Raw genomic sequence first — 18811 nt, forward strand, 5'->3', positions numbered from 1 at the left:
GTATCAACTAAAAAGTAAACATGTATTCATTACCAAAACCCTTTGAAATCTGCCCAACCCAACGCTCTATTTGATCTGCCTTCATCACCTTAAAATCCCGCCAGTTATACTTCATCTGCTTCCAAACCATCTCAATTCTATTCAGCTCAGGACTATACGCAGGTAGAAAATACAAAGTCGTTGAATACTCTTGTACAAGAAGCTTGCGCCAATCTACCATCTGTTTGCTGCAATGAATCGAGGCATTGTCAACAATCAACACCAAAGGAACTTGATAGCTGCGTTTCACCTGTGCTGCTACACCCATCAAATAGGCATAAAACCAGCGACTGTTAACGGATTCCTGTAGGCAACTGGTGATCAGATGACCCGTTGACAGCAGACAACCCATCACATTAACTCGCTTTAGTCTTACAGCATCAACCGCATGAACATCGCCTATCTTTGTCCATGCATAACGGTTATCTGGCGTAGCCGAAAATCCTGTTTCGTCGACATAGCCCAATACAATTTCACCACGTGCCGCTTGCTCACGTAATGCTTCAATCTGCTGTTGCGCTTGTCCAAATGCGGTCGGGTCTCTTTTTTTTCAAGCTGTGGCGGGTGCGTTTGAAGACCATGCCTGAATCTCGCAAAAACTTGCGAAGAGTTTCAACAGACACGGACACACCGTGTTTTTCATGCAGTTTGACTCGGATTTGTTCTGCATTGAGTGGGCTTGTGTTGACCCACTCTAAGATTTGAGCCTGATAGTTTGAGGTCAGTGTATTGGGACGGCCTGAGCGATGACCTTCTTGAATCGATTCAAACTGATGTAGCTCCCAATGTCGGCGTTGTAGCCTTATGGTTTCTGGGATACGCTCTTGTAACGCAGCAACTTCGGCAACAGTTTTACCTTCGGAAAGCCAGAGAATGGTTTGGGCACGTTGTCTTTCACGCCAATGTGCTGCATGCTTGGTCAGGAGAATTAGTTGTGCACGCTGTTCTAAGCTGAGTGGGACGGTAACAATCCGTGGCATGTGCAAACATCGTTTAACCAAAAATGTCTTTTCGCATGTTTAGTTGTTTTTGTCAACTTAACGTCGCAGACAAATATTGTCGTATATCTGCAATCAGTTCAGTTTCTGTTTTCTCCCCTAAACTTGAAAAAAAATAGTCAAAACAACTACGGATACCTACTGTTAATACCAAGTTTCCATTAGCATCTACTTGTATAGGACAGTCTATCTCCGTTCCTTTTAAGGAAGGTGCTAATGTAGGAAGTGTCGTATTCTTTGAGTCACTCATTGCTAATGCATCATTTTCTGTGACGTTATGTGATTGACTGTCACTATTTCTAGATTGTGCTAATCCTGCTTCGGGTTTAAAAAACCAATAAATCAGACCTAGAACGATCAACAAAATGCTAATTAAAGAAAAGATTAAAAGTTTTGAACTTATACGTTTACCAATCATCATCCATGCTCTTGCTAAACATTATTAAAAAATGTGGAGGAATGAATGATCATTCCCCCCTTAAATTTAGAGGCCTTGATTTTTGAGACGATTTGCCTGAATTCGATATGGTGTTACAGGATTTTGTAGAAAACCCACTAGTCCTAACACTTGATTAACTTCATCTAAATGGTTAAACGCATAGTTATCACGAATAACCGTTCCTAAGTGACTTGAACATCTTGGAACAAGACCATCGTTTTCACTTGGTATCAGTAATGATGTTGCTGCCAGTGCATAATCAAATGGGTCAAGAACATTTGTAAGTACTCCTGTGCCACTCCATGAATAGTAACGAACACCATTTACTAACTCTATCCCAGTTCCACAAGCTGTTGTTGGTACTCCATCAGGAAAACGCTGGTTAAATTCAGCGGCTCCACGAGTGGTCAATGAATACATTCCCGCTAAAGCATCTTGTTCGTAATAATGCCCAGAACCAATCCCGACCAACGAGAAAAATGCATTCACACCAGCAGCAATAATTGGCGTTGCTATAGTTCCAACTGGTGATTTTGAAAAGTCATATACCACATCTGCAACATCAGAACCTTTAGTAGGTCCTCCCACAGCAGTCACAGATGCAATTTTATTAGGTAAAAGACCAGCCACATAACGAACTGATTGCGTACCATGACTATGACCAATCAAGTTGATTTTTTGTGCACCAGTTATTGCTAATACTTGTTTGGCTTGTATAAGCAATTGCTCTCCACGCACTTCAGAAGAGTTAAAAGATGCCTGTTGCGCGACAAAGACATTAGCTCCATTTCCAACTAGATCTTCAGTAATCCCATTCCAATATTGCAGCGGGCCTACAGCAGAAAAACCAGCCATACCATGTGCCAGTAAAATTGGATATTTTGTTTTTGCATAACTAGACGTGACATTGGTACTGCCACCAACCGTACAAGAATTTACATCACAGTTTTGCCATGAAGCTTTTGGCGCTAAGAAATCAAATAGACCTGCATGAACAACAGATCCACTGCTTATTAGCATACCCGCCATTAACGTCATCGCACTTAAATATTTTTTCTTCACTTTTTGCTCCTAGCATTTTTCATTTTTATTACAACAAATACGTCCATAGACTTCGTTGCTAGATCCATTCTAGCGAAAACGAAAGAACAGCAGAATTATACTCCCTATACATATTGTGTGATTTTTAGACTAAAACAAAATGCGCCAAAATCATAACAATTGACGCCAAAAATTAATCTGAATCACAAAAATCCGATGAATGTACATTTTCAAAATCACTAAGCTCTATTAAGGTCACTGCTTAGTAGATGAGTTTTAAAATGGATTTTGAATAACATCATGAGCATTCCTCGCCTTTATAATCATCACTTTATCAGCAGTTCTTATGTGCATTTATTAAGCGAAGTTGTATCGCATTGGAATATATCTGCAGAAGAGTTATTTTGGGGAACTGGTGTAGATGTAGAACAACTCAATGATTTCAATCACAAAATAAGTTTATCCTCATTTAAAAAAGTAATTGTGCGATCAATCGAGTTAACTCAAGAAGAAGGTATTGGCTTTTATGCAGGAACTCATCTAAAAATCAGTTCTCACGGATTATTAGGTTTCACTGCTGCGATTTCAAAGAATGCCTTTGAAGCGATTCAAACAATCAATCAATTTGTCCGTATTCAATGCTCATTTGTTGAATTAGACTTTAAAATCCACGATGATTTAGCTTACTACACGATTGTGTATGAACCTTCTCTGCTTAATTTCTCAGATATATCAGATCGCCAATCGTACGAATTTAGCTGTATTTTCTTTTTAACGGGTTTTGTTCATCTAGTTCGTTTTTTTATTCCAAGCTTTAAACCTAGTTTGAGTTTGCAATGTAAATATCCTGCTTATTTTTCAAGGTTTAAAGACATTTTAGACTCAACTTTTGAAGTCATTACTTTTGAAGAATCTTGTACTCGATTAATTGCTTCAGCTAAATTTCTAGAAATGCCATTGAGTCTTTCGGACCCTTTAACTTCAGAAAAGTTTAAACAACTTTGTCAAAAAGAACTCGATGAATTAGTTACTACACAGGATATTTTATATCGCGTAAAACAGCTAATCGATGATCCAATCGAGGGCTTGATTGGAATTGATCAAGTTGCTCAAAAATTAAACCTTACCAAAAGAACTTTACAACGAATGCTTCAAGAAAAATCTGTAAGTTTTCAGAGCTTATACGATGATGTACGCAAAACAAAGGCACAGAAATTGATGTTAAGCCCCTTCGCCTCAAAAGATCAAATCGCAAAACAATTAGGTTATGCTTCAACTTCAAGTTTTAATCGCGCAGTTAAACGCTGGGCGCTTGAATAAGCCTTCATTTAAAATCAAATATAGATACATTTGAATTGCTGTTTTAGGACATGAAGTAATGAATCAATACATTGCACCCGTCGAGTTATCTAAATCATATCGTTTACTTAATCATGGTCCAACTGTACTTGTTTCTGCTCAGTATAATGATGAAGTCAATGTTATGGCAGCAGCATGGGCATGTGCTTTAGAATTTTCTCCAGCAAAAGTTACTGTGGTTTTAGACAAAACTACGAAGACGAGAGAACTCGTGGAGAAAAGTGGCTATTTTGCATTACAGGTTCCGTGTTATGAACAACTCAACATGGTTCATCAGCTTGGAAACATCAGTCAATTTGATGATCCTGAGAAATTACAAACCTGTAAAACTGAAGTCTTTTATCAAGAAAACTATTCTGTACCATTAGTCAGTGGAAGTATTGGTTGGCTAATATGCAAGCTGATACCAGAACCGCACAATCAGCAAACCCATGATTTATTTATAGGCTCTGTTATCGCTGCTTGGGCTGATACGCGTGTTTTCCGCGATGGTCACTGGCATTTTTCGGAAGAGCATAAAAACCTCAAAAGCCTACACTATATTGCTGGTGGTACGTTTTATTTAATTGGCGAAGAAGTGAAAGCAGAGTAAATCAAACACAGAAGCGATGCACTTAGCAGCGCTTCTCACATGAATAATATAAAGACTATTTAATTGCAGCATCATAACGCTGGTTTACAGTATTCCAGTTTACAACAGACCAAAAAGCTTTGGTGTAGTCTGCTCTGCGATTTTGATATTTAAGATAATAAGCATGTTCCCAAACATCCAAACCTAAAAGTGGCTGTCCTTTCTTCTCCGCAATATCCATCAAAGGATTATCTTGATTTGGCGTTGAAACAATCTCCAATTGACCTGCATCATTCAAGATTAACCATGCCCAACCCGAGCCAAAACGACCTGTTGCAGCCTGATTGAATTTATCTTGGAAGGCTTCAAATGAGCCGAATTCTTGATTGATTTGTTTTAGTAGCTTTGCACTAACCTTACCAGTTTTATTGGTCGGTGCTAAACTCTCCCAAAAGAAAGCATGGTTAAAATGCCCACCACCATTGTTTCGTACTGCTGAATTATATTTAGAAATTTGTGCTTGGACTTGTTCAATACTTAATTTATCTAGCTCTGGATAGGATTTAATCTGAGCATTTAAATTATCAACATAGGCTTTGTGATGCTTTGCGTAATGTATTTCCATCGTTTTTTGATCAATCGCGGGTTCTAGTGCATCACTTTTATAAGGTAATGGTGCTTGCTTAAATTCCGCATAGGCAGGCACACTTAATCCTGCACATAACATCAATGAAAATAAGCTTTTATTTAACATCCACATCATTAGATTCCATAAATTGATAATCATTTTCATTATCAAAAATATAAGCAAATCTAAAGCAGGTCAAATCACTAAATACTAAAGATACATTTTACTACTTATTAAAAACATAAAAGCGATGAACCAATCATCGCTTTTATTTACATAAAGATATTTTTATTTTGCAGCCATACGAATCGAGCCGTCTAAGCGAATTACTTCACCATTTAAATATGAGTTTTCAGCAATATGTGCAACCAAGCGCGCAAATTCTTCAGGACGACCTAAACGCGATGGATACGGAACCATTTGACCTAATGCATCTTGTACATTTTGTGGTAGACCTTTAAGCATCGGTGTTTCCATGATACCTGGTGCAATCACCATAATACGAATTGCATGACGTGCTAACTCTCTTGCAATCGGCAAAGTCATGGCAACTACTGCCCCTTTTGAAGCAGAATATGCAGCTTGACCAATTTGACCATCAAACGCAGCAACCGAAGCTGTATTGACGATTACTCCACGATCTTCATCACCTTCAGCAACTTCATTTTTACTCATAGCTTCCGCTGCTAAACGCAGCATATTAAATGTACCAGTGACATTAATCTGAAGCGTTTTTGAGAACATACCTAAATCGTGTACACCGTCTTTACCAACAACTTTTGCTGATGGTCCGATCCCAGCACAGTTAACTAAACCATGCACTGCACCATGCTTGACTAATACATCTTTAAAAAATTGCTCAGCAGCTTGCTCATCCGTAACATCGAGTTGCACAAACTCAGCTTTTTCACCCAATGCTTGTGCCTGCTGTGTTCCAACTTCAGCATTCATATCAACTAAAGTGACGGATGCGCCTTTCTGAACCAAATATTCAGCTGTCGCTGCACCTAAACCAGAACCACCGCCAGTAATAACAAAGTGTTTTCCCTGAATTTTCATTTACGTTTCCTATCAAATTAAAGTGATAAATTTTTATAACAAAGAGTAAAGGCAACTTTTTTCCGATACAATTCCAAAAAGTAGCAAATTTAATGCGATTTTTGAGCATTTATTTCATTCACTCTCCTGTATTTCATCTTTTATGAGCAAACTTCCAAATCAAGATATCAATTCTGCAAAGGATACGATTTCAAATGCACTTATTCGTGAAGCATTGAGTGTTGCAGCTAGCCGCGGCTTAAATATCGTCAATATCGCTAACAAAGCAGGTATTTCAGCTGAATTATTAACTTCAACCAAAGCACGAGTCCCTGTTAACCAATCTGCACAGCTTTGGGTTGAACTGGCAAAAAGTATGAATGATGAATTTCTCGGCATGGATACTCATCCCATGCGCCGTGGAAGTTATAAGGTATTGGCGAAACTTGCTTTTGGTGCGGATACATTAGAACAAGCTATACAAGATATCTTAAAATTTTTAGCTTTGATTTTGGATGATATTCATGGGGAGTTAGTTCAGGAAGGTTCGAAAGCATTTCTTATCCTACATGACCGTGATCAACCCAAACGAATGTTTACCTATTCGACTTTTTTAATGCTGGTACATAGTTTGATGTGTTGGTTGAGCGATCAGCGTATCAGTTTTCACCGAATGTCATTTAGATGCCACCAACCTGTTGAGATACAAGATTATCGAGTACGCTTTTGTGAAAATATAGAATTTAATGCTGAACAGAATAAAATTGAATTCGATGCTCACTATCTCAAGCACAAGATTAAAAAAGACAAACAGGCGTTAAATGAGTTTCTAAAACATGCCCCATATAATTTAATTGTGCGCTTTAAAAATGAAAACTCATTAAGCCTACAAATCCGCAGACAATTGATTCTCCAACCACCTTCTGAATGGGCTGAGTTAAAAGAGATTGCACAACAAATGAATATGTCCACAGCAACTATTCAACGTCGACTAAAACAAGAAGGTGTCAGCTATCAACAGCTTAAAAATGATATTCGATGTGATATTGCAATTGAACGTCTGAGCAAAACGAATGATTCAATTCAAAGTATTAGTGATGATCTTAATTTTCACGATCCAAGTGCTTTCCATCGTGCTTTTAAAAAATGGAGTGGTGTAAGCCCTGGTAGCTATCGAAAAACATCCCCAAGCAAAAAACTACTCGTTAACCAATTTGAAGACTGAATGGTTTAAAAAATGTATTTACCTGAATTTTTTGAAGAAAAAAATACTGAGAAATTATATCAACTTATTGAAAAATATCCGTTAGGTACATTAGTCACTCACAGCACCAATGGTATCGAAGCAAATCACTTACCCTTTAAACTTTTACACGAGCCTAAATCTAATCACGCCATTCTTATCGCTCATATTGCACGAAATAATGAATTGCATACTTTGATTGAGAGTGGAACTGATGTTTTAGTTATTTTCCAAGGTGAACAAGGCTATATTTCCCCCAACTGGTATCCAAGCAAACAATTGCATCATCGTCATGTACCAACATGGAATTATCAAGTCGTACACGTAAAAGGAAAAATTAGATTTTTAGAAGATGAAAAATCCTTACGGGGCATACTCGCCAAACTTACTCGGACACATGAAGCCAAGCAAGAAAAACCATGGAAAATATCTGATGCACCTAGCGATTACATCGCAGCAGAACTCAAAGAAATAATTGGTATAGAGATTGAAATCCAGCACATGATTGGAAAATTCAAACTTAGCCAAAATAGAGACCAATCTGATGCTGTAAATGTGGTAAATAATTTAGAAAAACAGGGTCAGATTCAATTAGCTGAAGCAGTCAAACAATACATTGAAGATTAATTCAACTTCTGTCCAAGGCTGACACGATCATTGCCACCATAATCTTTGATGGTTTGAATTTGGCTAAAACCCTCTTTCTCGAAGATGGTACGGACGGCTTCACCTTGATCATAACCATGTTCAAGCACAATCCATCCATTTGGATTTAACCAACCTTTACCTTGAACAATAATAGTTTCTAGATCCGCCAATCCTTGCTTATCAGCAATAAGTGCTCGTTCAGGTTCTGATTTAAGCATTTGCATATGCACATCTTCTGGATCGATATACGGCGGATTTGAAACAATAAGATCAAAAAATTGTTTTTCTAACGCATCAAACCAAGCACCACAAGCAAACTTAACATGCGTTAAACCATGACGAATGGCATTTTCCTGTGCGACTTCGAGCGTAGGTTGATAAATATCTGTTGCCGTAACTTTCCACTGAGGACGCTCACTTGCTAGAGCTAATGCAATAGCACCCGTTCCAGTACCTAAATCAACGACATTAGATGTTGAATCAAGTTCAAGCTTTAACACAGTTTCAATCAATATTTCTGTATCTGGACGTGGCACTAATGTGTCATGTGTGACTTTTAAGTCCAGAGTCCAAAACGGTTGTGAACCTGTTACATAAGCTAGTGGTTCACCATGATCAATACGAGCAAGCCCATTCAAATAAGCTTGCTCTTGAATTTCAGTTAACTCTTGCTCAAGTCTTAGTTTTAACTCTAATGAATTGATATCCAGTATATGTTCAAGCAGCCATGCAGCTTCTTGACGTTCATAGCTATCAATTTCACCTTTAATTTCTAATGCCTGAGCAATATTCATTAGCCGCCATTTTCCTGAGCAAGCATCGCTAATTGATCCGCTTGATATTCACGATGCAAACTATCCAGCAATTCAGTTAAATCACCTTCCATGATCGCGTCTAATTTATATAACGTTAAATTGATACGATGATCCGTCATACGACCTTGAGGATAGTTATACGTACGAATACGCTCAGAACGGTCACCAGAACCAACTAAGTCACGGCGCATTTCAGAAGTAGCTGCATCCGCTGCTGCACGTTTTGCATTTTCTAAACGAGATACAAGTAACGCCATCGCTTTGGCTTTGTTTTTGTGCTGCGAACGTTCTTCCTGACATTCCACAACCACACCCGATGGAATATGAGTAATACGAACAGCAGAATCGGTTTTGTTAATGTGCTGACCACCCGCACCTGATGCTCGATAAGTGTCAATTCGTAGATCAGCTGGATTGATTTCGACCGTAGTATCTACATCCACTTCAGGCAAAATAGCGACTGTACATGCAGAGGTATGAACACGACCTTGTGATTCAGTGGCAGGTACACGCTGTACGCGGTGCGCACCACTTTCAAACTTCAAGCGACCGTATACACCTTCACCATCAACACGACAGATTACTTCTTTATAACCACCGTGTTCACCTTCATTTTCAGACAGGACTTCAATTCGCCAACCCTGAGTTTCCGCATATTTACTATACATACGGAATAAATCGCCCGAGAAAATAGCAGCTTCATCACCACCCGTCCCTGCACGAATTTCTAAATAAGCAGCATTCGCATCATTAGGATCTTTAGGGATCATTAACACATTAAGCTGTTCTTCTAGCTCAACTAAAAGTGCCTTGTTTTCTTTAATCTCTTCTTCTGCCATATCTTTGAAATCTGGATCAGATTTCATCATTTCAGCAGTTTCAATATCCTCTTCAGCTTGACGATATTTACCCCAAACTTCAGTAATTTCAGTTAAATCATTATGTTCTCGTGACAATTTACGAAAACGTTTGTTGTCAGAAATAACTTCTACATCAGCAAGTAATGCCGTCAGCTCTTCATGACGATCACAGAGTTGATCTAGTCTTAAGCGGAGTGATGCTTTCATGGGCGGAATATCTCGAAATCCAAAGACTCAATGCCATTACAAAGTTGAAGCATGAGTAAAATCAAAAAATTGCGCATAGTTTACAGATTCTACCGCTTAAATGACATAGTGAAACTTCACTACTGCGTGATCAAGTTTCGTTTCATCATAAATTGTTCATTTTTAGTTGTAGGCTCTTGTTCTCTTTTTTGCCGTTCTATATAAATATGAGAGACAAATAAAATGATAAAACAATAGGATAATCAATATGAGTAATTTAATTAACCGCCCAACATTGGCATTTATTGGGGCAAGTTGGCTTGCAGTCGTGATCGGTGCTGTTGGTTTTATGATTGGCTTATGGAATGCTTCAATGCCTTTACATGAAAAAGGTTTTTATCTGGTTATTTTACTTTACGGTCTTTTCTCTGCTGTATCCCTACAAAAAACATTGCGTGATAAGTTAGAAGATATACCTGTGACTGCAATCTACGTTGCACTTTGTTGGACCTCAGTCGGTATTTGTATTGGGTTACTATTATTTAGTTTATCGAATGCGACACTTAGCCTGAGCGAAAAAGGTTATTACATTATGTCCTTTTTATTGAGCTTATTTGGTGTTACGGCTACCCAGAAAAATATTCGTGATCTTGAACATTTACGCTTACAGAAGCGAGAGTCTACAAATCAATTAAAACTTGAAGATTCTTCTCATCAAGATTCATAAATGACATCAGCACTATAATTTCATATTGGCTGAATCATTAATGAAAATTGAATTTATTTGATTAATCTTAATACTGATTTAAACAAAACCATACAATCAACTTACCAAATCACAATAATAACAGGATGCATCTCCACAATTTCACTCCACAAGCTTTGTTACATTTGCTTCCATTACAAAAGATGCCTGAACAGCGGGCACATGGAGTCAAAATGAAAGCGCATTTTATGTTACTGAGTGCAATCCTTGCAGGTTCTACTATTGCAAGCACTGCATATGCAGATAATGCAACACGTGTTGCAGCCACTTCAGCTTTAGGTAGTGTTGTTGGTACAGCAATCGGTAAAGAGATTGGTGGTCATAGTGGTGCCATGATTGGTTCAGCTGTTGGTGGTGCTGGTGGTGCAGCAGCTGCTAGCAGTAAACGTACGCGTACCGAAGCTGCAATTGGTGGTGGTTTAGGTGGTGTAGGTGGTTATACCGTTGGTCGCAATATTGCTGGTACAACTGGTGGTTATATTGGCGCAGCTGCGGGTGCAGCCGGTGGTGCCGCTTTGGGTCGTAAAGTAGGTCAAGACCGAGACTACGACAACTATCAGTCAAAAAAATATAAGAAAAAACGTAAACATCGTCATCATTGATAAAAAGCACCTTCGGGTGCTTTTTTATTGACACTTAAATTGGGTCTAACACATTAAAAATCCTGAGTAAATTACTTGGTTGAATCTATAGTTTGAACTTCTTAAAATAATCCCTTATTTTAAATATGCCTTTATTGCATCATGAATACTGAATTACTCTCTCCTGCTGGTTCACTAAAAAATATGCGTTATGCTTTTGCTTACGGAGCGGATGCTGTCTATGCAGGGCAACCACGTTATAGTTTACGTGTCAGAAATAATGAGTTTGATCATGACAATCTTAAAATTGGCATAGAAGACGCTCACTCACTTGGGAAAAAATTTTATGTCGTCGTCAATATCCAGCCACATAATAGTAAATTAAAAAATTTCATACGTGATCTATCCCCAATTATTGAAATGAAACCAGATGCATTAATCATGTCCGACCCAGGGTTAATCATGATGGTTCGTGAGCATTTTCCTGATATGCCAATTCACCTATCAGTACAAGCAAATGCCATCAATTGGGCTACAGTTAAGTTTTGGAAAGACTATGGCTTAAGCCGTGTAATTCTTTCACGTGAGTTATCTTTAGACGAAATTGAAGAAATTAAAAATAACGTGCCAGATATTGAGTTAGAAGTATTTGTACATGGCGCGTTATGTATGGCCTATTCTGGTCGATGTCTACTATCGGGTTACATGAATAAACGTGATGCCAATCAAGGCGCATGTACCAATGCTTGTCGTTGGGAATATAAAATCCATGACGCACAAGAAGATTCAAATGGAGATGTTATCCCTGTTCAACAGTTCGAAAATTCAAAAGCATGTTGTTCTAAATCATCACATGAGCGTAATACTATCAATCCAGTATTAGTACAACGCAACGATGAGGATATGTTTGCTGCCGAAGAAGATGAGCATGGTACTTATTTCATGAATTCTAAAGATCTTCGCGCGGTGCAACATGTCGAGAGACTGAGTCAAATAGGCGTCGCTTCACTAAAAATTGAAGGTCGAACCAAATCTTACTTTTATTGTGCCCGCACCGCACAAATTTATCGAAAAGCAATTGATGATGCATTATCGGGTAAATCTTTTGATCAAAGTCTAATGACACAACTTGAAGGTTTAGCTAACCGTGGCTACACAGAAGGTTTTTTACGTCGCCATACTCACAGTGAATATCAAAATTATGAAGATGGCTCATCACATTTTGACTTTCAACAATTCTGCGGTGAAGTACTAGAAAGGAATGGTGACTTCATCCGAATTGAAGTCAAAAATAAATTTATTGTCGGGGACTCACTTGAATTAATGACACCGAAAGGCAACGTCCATTTTGTGCTCGAACAAATGCGTGATCTCAAAGGTAATCTTATCGATAATGCCAAAGGTTCAGGTCATACGGTTGAAATTCTATTTCCACAAGAAATTGATATTCGTTATGCATTGCTGATTCGGAACTTACCTCAAGCAAAACAGCAATTATCATCAGCCTCTTTAGCATACCCAGCACATTAATTCATGGCTCTTATGATTACTACCGCATGTATCAACTGTGATATGTGCTTACCAGAATGTCCAAACGAAGCAATATATGAAGGTGCTAAGATTTATGAAATCGATACCGAACGTTGCACAGAATGTGTCGGTTTTTATGATGCACCGACCTGTATTGCAGTTTGCCCGATAGATTGCGTTAAACCTGATCCACAACATAATGAATCACATTCAGAACTTTTAGAAAAGTTTCGAAGATTAAAATCACAGTAAGTTACAAATAAAAAAGCGCCTTGCGGCGCTTTTTTTAGATATACAAATTAGTTTGCATATACTGGGAATTTTGCACAAACAGCTTCTACTTTAGCTTTCACTTCAGCGATAACTTTTTCATCACCTTTACTGTCGATGATGTCAGCAATCCAACCTGCAAGTTCACGAACTTCAGATTCACCAAAACCACGAGTTGTAACAGCTGGAGTACCGATACGGATACCAGAAGTAACGAATGGAGAACGTGGATCATTTGGAACTGCATTTTTGTTTACAGTAATGTGTGCTGCACCTAACCATGCATCAGCATCTTTACCCGTTACGTCTTGTTTGATTAAAGACAATAAGAATAAATGATTTTCTGTACCACCTGAAACAACATCATAACCACGTGAAATTAATACTTCAGCCATAGCTTGAGCATTTTTCACGACTTGTTGTTGGTAAGTTTTAAACTCATCAGACATCGCTTCTTTGAAACAAATTGCTTTAGCAGCAATTGCATGCATCAAAGGACCACCTTGGTTACCAGGGAATACAGCAGATTGAAGTTTCTTCTCGATTTCTTCATTTGCTTTTGCAAGAATTAAACCAGAACGTGGACCGCGAAGCGTTTTATGAGTTGTAGTCGTTGTTACATCAGCAATTTGAACTGGGTTCGGGTAAACACCAGCAGCAACTAAACCTGCAACGTGAGCCATATCAACAAAAAGATAAGCACCAACTTTATCAGCGATTTCACGGAAACGCTGCCAATCAACAACTTGGCTATACGCTGAGAAACCAGCAACGATCATACGCGGCTTGTGTTCCAAAGCTAAACGTTCAACTTCTTCATAATCGATCTCACCCGTTTCAGGGTTTAAACCGTATTGAACAGCGTTGTATGTTTTACCAGAAAAACTTACTTTAGCACCGTGAGTCAAGTGACCACCGTGAGCTAAGCTCATACCAAGTACTGTATCACCTGGGTTGAGAAGCGCTAAATACACAGCAGAGTTTGCTTGTGAACCTGCGTGCGGTTGAACGTTTGCATAATCAGCACCGAACAATGCTTTCGCACGGTCAATTGCAAGTTGTTCAATTACGTCAACATATTCACAACCGCCATAATAGCGTTTGCCAGGATAACCTTCTGCATATTTGTTCGTAAGTTTTGATCCTTGAGCTTCCATAATTGCTGGAGAGCAATAGTTTTCTGATGCAATTAACTCAATGTGAGCTTCTTGGCGTTCGCCCTCAGAAGCAATCGCTTGAGCTAATTCTGGATCAAATTGAGCAATAGAAATATTGGCAAACATTAGCGGGGGTCCTATAAATTAGGGCTTTTAAGCCGTGCTAAAGATTGGTGCGTATTGTAGCATGAAGTTTGCCTTTTCACAGATTGATATTTATTTAATTATTTGTGAATTTTATTCATTCTGAATGTTCCGATATCAATGAAAATGATGAAGAATCTAACAAGCTTTTAAATAATTAAAATTTGGTATAAAAAAATGGACTTCGAAAATACTCTGAACAATCATGAATTCCAACTTCCAGAAAACTGGAATTACTACATGTGTCAAATTGATGAGATGCATGCAAGCTATTTTGTTAATTTAGCCTTGGCGGAAATCGCACCTATATCACAAAGATTACAATTAATTTGGCTAGAAATTAAAATGAATCAACCGCGAGAAGATGGCTTATCTTCAAGTGAAGAATTTGACCATTTAATGGTTCTTGAGGATGAAATCATACCAAGCCTAACTGATGGAAGTCAGAGCATATATGTAGGGAGATTGACATATAATAAAATCAGAGAATTCTATTTTTATTGTAAGGATGCGACTGTCTTAGAAAATAAAATTCAACTTATCATGCAAAAATTCTCTCAATATTCCTATCAAACTGGTCACCGCGATGAACCAGATTGGTCTTCATATTTTAGATGCATGTACCCCACTCCAGAAATATTACAGACTATATCTAATCGAGCTGTTGTCGAAAATCTTCTTCATCATGGTGATCGTCTACAGATAGCGCGACCTGTATGTCATTGGCTTTTCTTCCAAAATGAAACAGACTTAGCTGAATGTGTACTCAAGACTCAAGCTTTAGGTTTTGAAGTTCTACAAATCGATCAACTTGATGATGAACATATGAAGTTTTCTCTACAAATTTCTCGGATAGATCACGTTGATCAATATTCAATAGATCGTTGTACTTTAGAATTATTCGAGTTATGCAAGCTTTACAATGCTGAATATGACGGTTGGGAAACGAAAGTAGTTATTGATTAACAGCAAGCCCAGTATTTCATTTAGCTGAAATACTGGGCGAATAAACGCGATTTTTAAATTAATTGCTCGCAGGCATCAATGTTTTCACATCGTTAACAATATTTGAGATATTTAGCACATAAGCAGTGCCATGATCCCATTCCGCATTAGTAAAATATTGAATTTGCGATCCTTTACTTCGTGCTAACAAGACAAGACCATCCGTTGCTTCACGAGGAACTGTTGTATCTTTACCACCCTGATAAATCAGCGCAGGTTGGCTCAGTTTAACTTGTGCAGGCTGTGAATCATTCTCCAAGAAAGTCTTAACCAATGGAATTGCCATAAAATTAGTTTGAGTTCGTGGATAGTTCGCTAGGCTACCATTTGTGAATGCATACGTTTGCATTGCCGCACCGAACTTCTGACCAACCTGATCGTAACAATCTAATTCTGCTCGACTTGCAATCTCATCCGTTGGTGATTTAAAGACATTAATATAATTAAAAGTAGGTTGCAGATTTCTTATCCCTGCTGTGATTAATGCAGTAAAAGTATCAAGTTGAGCATACATTTGGATTTGCTGAGCGATAGGTGCATTTTCAACAGATTGCTCACCTTTAACTAGAATTGCTCCTAAGTTCGATGCTGGAGCTACTGCAACCGTGCCTTTATATTCCAATTTAGCGCGACTCGCATATTGCGCTGCACCTAGTGCTGCCTGCCCACCTTGAGAATGCCCTACAGTCACCCATTGACGTGAAAGCACTTTCCCCTGACTCGCCAAATAAGATCTTGCTGCAACAACAGCATCTGTTATTGAGTATGCTTCACTCTTAACATTTAAAAATGGATGTAATTCTCTCCCACTTGGTTCACCTAAACCTTCGTAATCTGGAGCTACAACAACATAGCCAGCTGCAAGAAACTTATTAATCATGTCTTGTATATAGATATTCGTTGCATTTCGACTAGGCGCACATTGATCAGCAACTCCCGTTGTTCCATGTGCCCAAACGACAACTTTCCAACCACCTGATGGCATCGTTCCCTTTGGAACGAATATCAAACTAGTCGCTAATGTTTCTTTGCCATTTTGTCCCAACATTTTATATGTCATGACAGAGCTTTCAGAAGCAAATGCCGAGAAATCAGTTTTTGTGTAAGCAACGGGCATTCCAACTACTGGATTTTTAAAGTTGTTTTCAGGAATACTTGGTTTCGATGTATAGCTTGAATCGTCACTTCCACCACAAGACGTTAGAACAAGGCTCGAACTCAGCATAACAACCGTTAATAATTTCATTTTCATATATAGTTTTTCCTTAACTATTTTATTTTTGATGTATCTTTAGATCTTTTCTAAAGCATTTCACTGTCAACAATTACGCTTATTCGAAATACGTTTCAAGTCTTTTCATCAGCAAAATAAGATTTATTTTTAATCAAAAAATCGAATTACCAAAGGAATATAGCGATTGCGAATCGAACACATCTTGGTTGAAGCATAATTTCGAGTAAGATATCAAATCCACTCTACTTCACTTAGGTCATAACCCAATGCAAGCTATCATTTTAGATACTGAAACCCATACATTGAATGGCTTACCGATAGAAATTGCATATGCACCAATCGAGATAGAGAGTGGTAAATTAAGTTTAGACAAAACCAAAATTTTTGATCAACTCTATCAAGTCGGTCAACCGATCTCATACGCCGCTATGGCAGTTCATCATATTCTTGAATCGGATTTGATCGATCAACCTTTTTATAATGAATTCGAATTACCAGAACAAACTGCGTATATCATTGGTCACAATGTTGATTACGATATTTCAGCAATTGCGAAATGTGGTGTTGATGTTTCCAAATTAAAGCCTATTTGTACGCTAGCGCTTGCTCGTCGCGTATGGGAAAATGCAGAAGCGCATAATATTTCTGCATTAATTTATTTAATTTCGAAAGGAAGTGATAAAGCTCGTGAAATGCTGAAAGGCGCACATAGAGCTGATGCAGATATTATTTTAACAGCCAATATTTTGATGCATATCATCCATCATTTAAATATCCAAACAATTGAACAACTCTATGTAGCTTCAGAAGAGGCACGCATTCCAAAATCAATTAGCTTCGGTAAACACAAAGGCACTTCGATCTCTGATTTACCAACAGATTATGTGCAATGGTTAATGCGACAAGATGATCTCGATCCGTACTTAAGAAAGGCACTAGAAAATAATATCGTCTAAAAAAGCACGTTAATTTTCAATAAGTTCAATTATTTTCTATTTACTTTATGCAAATAGATGATATTTAATAATTTGTTAACATTTCTGTCACTTTTCAACTATATCTTAATCTCCATCTAGATCTTGGCTGGGGGAGATTAAGAGATGTCACATTTTTTTAAAACGGAACTTGGACAAAATGCATTGCAACAACGCAATATCGCTTTGACTGCAAAACAACGACGACTTCTATTACTTATTGATCATGAAGACTTTCAAGAACTAGACCATAACTACAAAGAAAAAATTGCACCATCTGAGCTTGTTCAACAACTGATTGACATGGGTTTACTCGCTCAACAGGCGGAGCCAACAAATATAAAAGAAACTCCTTTGGAACAAACTGCTCCTATCATTCAATCAGCAATTACAGAACCACTTGAAAATAATCAACAACACCAAGCTCTGATGAAGAAACATTTGAAAATATTGAACTTGAAAAATTACCTTTTGTAGAGATTCAACAAGTGATGATCCAAACACTAACCACCTATTGCGGTTTGATGGCTCGTCCTTTAATCCAAAAGATTCAAACAATAAAAACCGTGCAACAATTAAAAGCATGTCAAATGCAGTGGATTACCTCCTTGCAAGAAAGCCGCATTCCACCGACTCAACTGAATCAAACACTTAAGCTAATTAATTATTCAGTTCAACATTTATAAATTTGACCTTATAAATAGGTTCACAATTTGAATAATTGCTCTTTTAATAATCAAGAAATCACTTGGTGTTCATGTTTATATTTACCTATATGATTTTTTTGCCTATCATGTGGCTCGCATGCGCTCATAGCTCAACAGGATAGAGTACAGGTCTCCGAAGCCTGTGGCGTGGGTTCGAGTCCCGCTGAGCGCACCACAATATCTTCTCAAAGCCTTTCAAAAATATTTCAATATAACAATTTTTTGATTGAGCTTAATATTACTTCTTCTGATACATTCTCAATAATTACCGTATAAATTACAGTAAGTGATAAGTCTTTCTCATATTTCATTCTGACCAATTAGTTATCTAACTTATATAAAAGTTTACTGTATTAAATCGCTATCTTAATTTCTTTAATATAAAGATTTTACGACTAAGCAAAGAAAGTATTTAAATAGAAATGATGATTCTCTTTAGACTAAAGTATCTTTCATTTTGACGCATAAGTATCCATTAAAAAGTAAACATGTATTCTTTTCCGAATTGGTTTGATACTTTCTCCACCCATTGCTCTATTTTGTCAGCTGTCATGACTTGAAAATCTCGCCAATAATAT

Annotated in this window: 19 protein-coding genes, 1 tRNA gene and 4 pseudogenes; 13 read left to right on the top strand and 11 right to left on the bottom strand. The window is 37.8% G+C overall.

From position 1 onward, the window contains the following. Nucleotides 1-7 precede the first annotated feature (7 nt). From ACSC97_RS10985 to ACSC97_RS11000, 4 genes and pseudogenes are all read right to left on the bottom strand, one after another. Nucleotides 8-547: an IS630 family transposase gene (locus ACSC97_RS10985; RefSeq protein ID WP_112987680.1), complete on the bottom strand. Its 540-nt coding sequence runs from the start codon at nt 545-547 to the stop codon at nt 8-10. Then, nucleotides 543-1019 (bottom strand): helix-turn-helix domain-containing protein, encoded by a 477-nt coding sequence (locus ACSC97_RS10990; protein ID WP_004677047.1) that lies wholly within the window; start codon nt 1017-1019, stop codon nt 543-545. Before ACSC97_RS10990 ends, ACSC97_RS10985 begins: the two co-directional genes overlap by 5 nt. A 58-nt stretch (nt 1020-1077) precedes the next feature. After that, nucleotides 1078-1455: pseudogene (locus ACSC97_RS10995) on the bottom strand (lipase secretion chaperone); the annotation flags it as partial. Nucleotides 1456-1521: 66 nt separating this feature from the next. After that, nucleotides 1522-2538 carry a lipase family alpha/beta hydrolase gene (locus ACSC97_RS11000; protein WP_436660933.1) on the bottom strand — a complete coding sequence of 339 codons (1017 nt, stop codon included), beginning with the start codon at nt 2536-2538 and terminating at the stop codon, nt 1522-1524. Between the two features lie 279 nt (nt 2539-2817). On the opposite strand from ACSC97_RS11000, the gene ACSC97_RS11005 reads away from it, so the two are divergent. Both ACSC97_RS11005 and ACSC97_RS11010 read left to right on the top strand, forming a co-directional pair. Further along, nucleotides 2818-3837, top strand: a complete 1020-nt coding sequence (locus tag ACSC97_RS11005; RefSeq protein ID WP_436660935.1) for an AraC family transcriptional regulator ligand-binding domain-containing protein — start codon at nt 2818-2820, stop codon at nt 3835-3837. 58 nt (nt 3838-3895) lie between these two features. After that, complete coding sequence (locus ACSC97_RS11010; protein ID WP_436660937.1) at nt 3896-4468, top strand: flavin reductase family protein; 573 nt, start codon at nt 3896-3898, stop codon at nt 4466-4468. 55 nt (nt 4469-4523) lie between these two features. On the opposite strand, the gene ACSC97_RS11015 is transcribed toward ACSC97_RS11010, so the two are convergent. Both ACSC97_RS11015 and ACSC97_RS11020 read right to left on the bottom strand, forming a co-directional pair. Further along, entirely contained in the window at nt 4524-5207 is a 684-nt protein-coding gene (locus ACSC97_RS11015) for a superoxide dismutase (RefSeq protein ID WP_130576261.1), read from the bottom strand. Nucleotides 5208-5363: 156 nt separating this feature from the next. Then, on the bottom strand, nt 5364-6134 hold the full coding sequence (locus ACSC97_RS11020; protein WP_004953914.1) for a 3-hydroxyacyl-CoA dehydrogenase: 771 nt from the start codon (nt 6132-6134) through the stop codon (nt 5364-5366). Nucleotides 6135-6276: 142 nt separating this feature from the next. Between ACSC97_RS11020 and ACSC97_RS11025 the strand changes: the two genes are divergently transcribed. Together ACSC97_RS11025 and ACSC97_RS11030 are read left to right on the top strand one after the other, a co-directional pair. Next, complete coding sequence (locus ACSC97_RS11025; protein WP_436660939.1) at nt 6277-7338, top strand: AraC family transcriptional regulator; 1062 nt, start codon at nt 6277-6279, stop codon at nt 7336-7338. A 12-nt stretch (nt 7339-7350) separates the two neighbouring features. Then, nucleotides 7351-7983 carry an FMN-binding negative transcriptional regulator gene (locus tag ACSC97_RS11030; RefSeq protein WP_130576256.1) on the top strand — a complete coding sequence of 211 codons (633 nt, stop codon included), beginning with the start codon at nt 7351-7353 and terminating at the stop codon, nt 7981-7983. Here ACSC97_RS11030 and prmC read toward each other — a convergent pair. Both prmC and prfA read right to left on the bottom strand, forming a co-directional pair. Continuing rightward, entirely contained in the window at nt 7980-8798 is an 819-nt protein-coding gene (prmC, locus tag ACSC97_RS11035) for a peptide chain release factor N(5)-glutamine methyltransferase (protein WP_130576257.1), read from the bottom strand. The genes ACSC97_RS11030 and prmC overlap by 4 nt on opposite strands. Beyond that, nucleotides 8798-9886 (bottom strand): peptide chain release factor 1, encoded by a 1089-nt coding sequence (prfA, locus tag ACSC97_RS11040; protein ID WP_004953903.1) that lies wholly within the window; start codon nt 9884-9886, stop codon nt 8798-8800. The genes prmC and prfA overlap by 1 nt, the downstream gene beginning before the upstream one ends. A gap of 247 nt (nt 9887-10133) precedes the next feature. Between prfA and yiaA the strand changes: the two genes are divergently transcribed. The 4 genes from yiaA to ACSC97_RS11060 all read left to right on the top strand — a co-directional run bounded on the left by yiaA (nt 10134) and on the right by ACSC97_RS11060 (nt 12994). Further along, a complete protein-coding gene (yiaA, locus tag ACSC97_RS11045; protein WP_004915237.1) occupies nt 10134-10592 on the top strand; it encodes an inner membrane protein YiaA in 459 nt (152 codons plus the stop codon). Nucleotides 10593-10804: 212 nt separating this feature from the next. Next, nucleotides 10805-11233, top strand: coding sequence for a hypothetical protein (locus ACSC97_RS11050; RefSeq protein ID WP_004953900.1), 429 nt, complete (start codon nt 10805-10807; stop codon nt 11231-11233). A 141-nt stretch (nt 11234-11374) separates the two neighbouring features. Beyond that, complete coding sequence (gene trhP / locus ACSC97_RS11055) at nt 11375-12742, top strand: prephenate-dependent tRNA uridine(34) hydroxylase TrhP (RefSeq protein WP_436660943.1); 1368 nt, start codon at nt 11375-11377, stop codon at nt 12740-12742. A gap of 3 nt (nt 12743-12745) precedes the next feature. Continuing rightward, the gene (locus ACSC97_RS11060) at nt 12746-12994 is read left to right on the top strand and encodes a YfhL family 4Fe-4S dicluster ferredoxin (protein ID WP_004915219.1); all 249 of its coding nucleotides are present in this window, start codon (nt 12746-12748) and stop codon (nt 12992-12994) included. Between the two features lie 47 nt (nt 12995-13041). Here ACSC97_RS11060 and glyA read toward each other — a convergent pair whose 3' ends face one another. After that, the gene (glyA, locus tag ACSC97_RS11065; RefSeq protein ID WP_436660946.1) at nt 13042-14295 is read right to left on the bottom strand and encodes a serine hydroxymethyltransferase; all 1254 of its coding nucleotides are present in this window, start codon (nt 14293-14295) and stop codon (nt 13042-13044) included. 195 nt (nt 14296-14490) lie between these two features. Here glyA and ACSC97_RS11070 point away from each other — a divergent pair, with 195 nt between their 5' ends. Next, complete coding sequence (locus tag ACSC97_RS11070) at nt 14491-15279, top strand: DUF695 domain-containing protein (RefSeq protein WP_436660948.1); 789 nt, start codon at nt 14491-14493, stop codon at nt 15277-15279. Nucleotides 15280-15337: 58 nt separating this feature from the next. Here ACSC97_RS11070 and ACSC97_RS11075 read toward each other — a convergent pair whose 3' ends face one another. After that, a complete protein-coding gene (locus ACSC97_RS11075; protein ID WP_436660950.1) occupies nt 15338-16570 on the bottom strand; it encodes an alpha/beta hydrolase in 1233 nt (410 codons plus the stop codon). A gap of 248 nt (nt 16571-16818) precedes the next feature. Between ACSC97_RS11075 and ACSC97_RS11080 the strand changes: the two genes are divergently transcribed. The 4 genes and pseudogenes from ACSC97_RS11080 (at nt 16819) to ACSC97_RS11095 (ending at nt 18408) form a co-directional block, all read left to right on the top strand. Further along, nucleotides 16819-17508 (top strand): putative quorum-sensing-regulated virulence factor, encoded by a 690-nt coding sequence (locus tag ACSC97_RS11080; RefSeq protein WP_004962463.1) that lies wholly within the window; start codon nt 16819-16821, stop codon nt 17506-17508. A 144-nt stretch (nt 17509-17652) separates the two neighbouring features. Continuing rightward, nucleotides 17653-17859, top strand: a pseudogene (locus ACSC97_RS11085) (hypothetical protein); the annotation flags it as partial. Between the two features lie 110 nt (nt 17860-17969). Further along, nucleotides 17970-18212 (top strand): annotated as a pseudogene (locus ACSC97_RS11090) (hypothetical protein); the annotation flags it as partial. A gap of 120 nt (nt 18213-18332) precedes the next feature. After that, nucleotides 18333-18408, top strand: a tRNA-Arg gene (locus ACSC97_RS11095). A 300-nt stretch (nt 18409-18708) separates the two neighbouring features. On the opposite strand, the pseudogene ACSC97_RS11100 reads toward ACSC97_RS11095, so the two are convergent. Then, a pseudogene (locus tag ACSC97_RS11100) lies at nt 18709-18811 on the bottom strand (transposase); the annotation flags it as partial.

The sequence above is a fragment of the Acinetobacter sp. P1(2025) genome (assembly GCF_051390655.1).
GTDB lineage: Bacteria > Pseudomonadota > Gammaproteobacteria > Pseudomonadales > Moraxellaceae > Acinetobacter > Acinetobacter junii.

Coding starts and splice junctions, on each gene's coding strand:
- prmC (WP_130576257.1), bottom strand. CDS start 8,798: ATGAATATTGCTCAGGCATTAGAAATTAAAGGTGAAATTGATAGCTAT.
- ACSC97_RS10990 (WP_004677047.1), bottom strand. CDS start 1,019: ATGCCACGGATTGTTACCGTCCCACTCAGCTTAGAACAGCGTGCACAA.
- ACSC97_RS11005 (WP_436660935.1), top strand. CDS start 2,818: ATGAGCATTCCTCGCCTTTATAATCATCACTTTATCAGCAGTTCTTAT.
- prfA (WP_004953903.1), bottom strand. CDS start 9,886: ATGAAAGCATCACTCCGCTTAAGACTAGATCAACTCTGTGATCGTCAT.
- ACSC97_RS11015 (WP_130576261.1), bottom strand. CDS start 5,207: ATGTGGATGTTAAATAAAAGCTTATTTTCATTGATGTTATGTGCAGGA.
- ACSC97_RS11050 (WP_004953900.1), top strand. CDS start 10,805: ATGAAAGCGCATTTTATGTTACTGAGTGCAATCCTTGCAGGTTCTACT.
- ACSC97_RS11070 (WP_436660948.1), top strand. CDS start 14,491: ATGGACTTCGAAAATACTCTGAACAATCATGAATTCCAACTTCCAGAA.
- ACSC97_RS11080 (WP_004962463.1), top strand. CDS start 16,819: ATGCAAGCTATCATTTTAGATACTGAAACCCATACATTGAATGGCTTA.
- ACSC97_RS11030 (WP_130576256.1), top strand. CDS start 7,351: ATGTATTTACCTGAATTTTTTGAAGAAAAAAATACTGAGAAATTATAT.
- ACSC97_RS11010 (WP_436660937.1), top strand. CDS start 3,896: ATGAATCAATACATTGCACCCGTCGAGTTATCTAAATCATATCGTTTA.
- yiaA (WP_004915237.1), top strand. CDS start 10,134: ATGAGTAATTTAATTAACCGCCCAACATTGGCATTTATTGGGGCAAGT.
- ACSC97_RS11075 (WP_436660950.1), bottom strand. CDS start 16,570: ATGAAAATGAAATTATTAACGGTTGTTATGCTGAGTTCGAGCCTTGTT.
- glyA (WP_436660946.1), bottom strand. CDS start 14,295: ATGTTTGCCAATATTTCTATTGCTCAATTTGATCCAGAATTAGCTCAA.
- ACSC97_RS11025 (WP_436660939.1), top strand. CDS start 6,277: ATGAGCAAACTTCCAAATCAAGATATCAATTCTGCAAAGGATACGATT.
- ACSC97_RS11060 (WP_004915219.1), top strand. CDS start 12,746: ATGGCTCTTATGATTACTACCGCATGTATCAACTGTGATATGTGCTTA.
- trhP (WP_436660943.1), top strand. CDS start 11,375: ATGAATACTGAATTACTCTCTCCTGCTGGTTCACTAAAAAATATGCGT.
- ACSC97_RS11020 (WP_004953914.1), bottom strand. CDS start 6,134: ATGAAAATTCAGGGAAAACACTTTGTTATTACTGGCGGTGGTTCTGGT.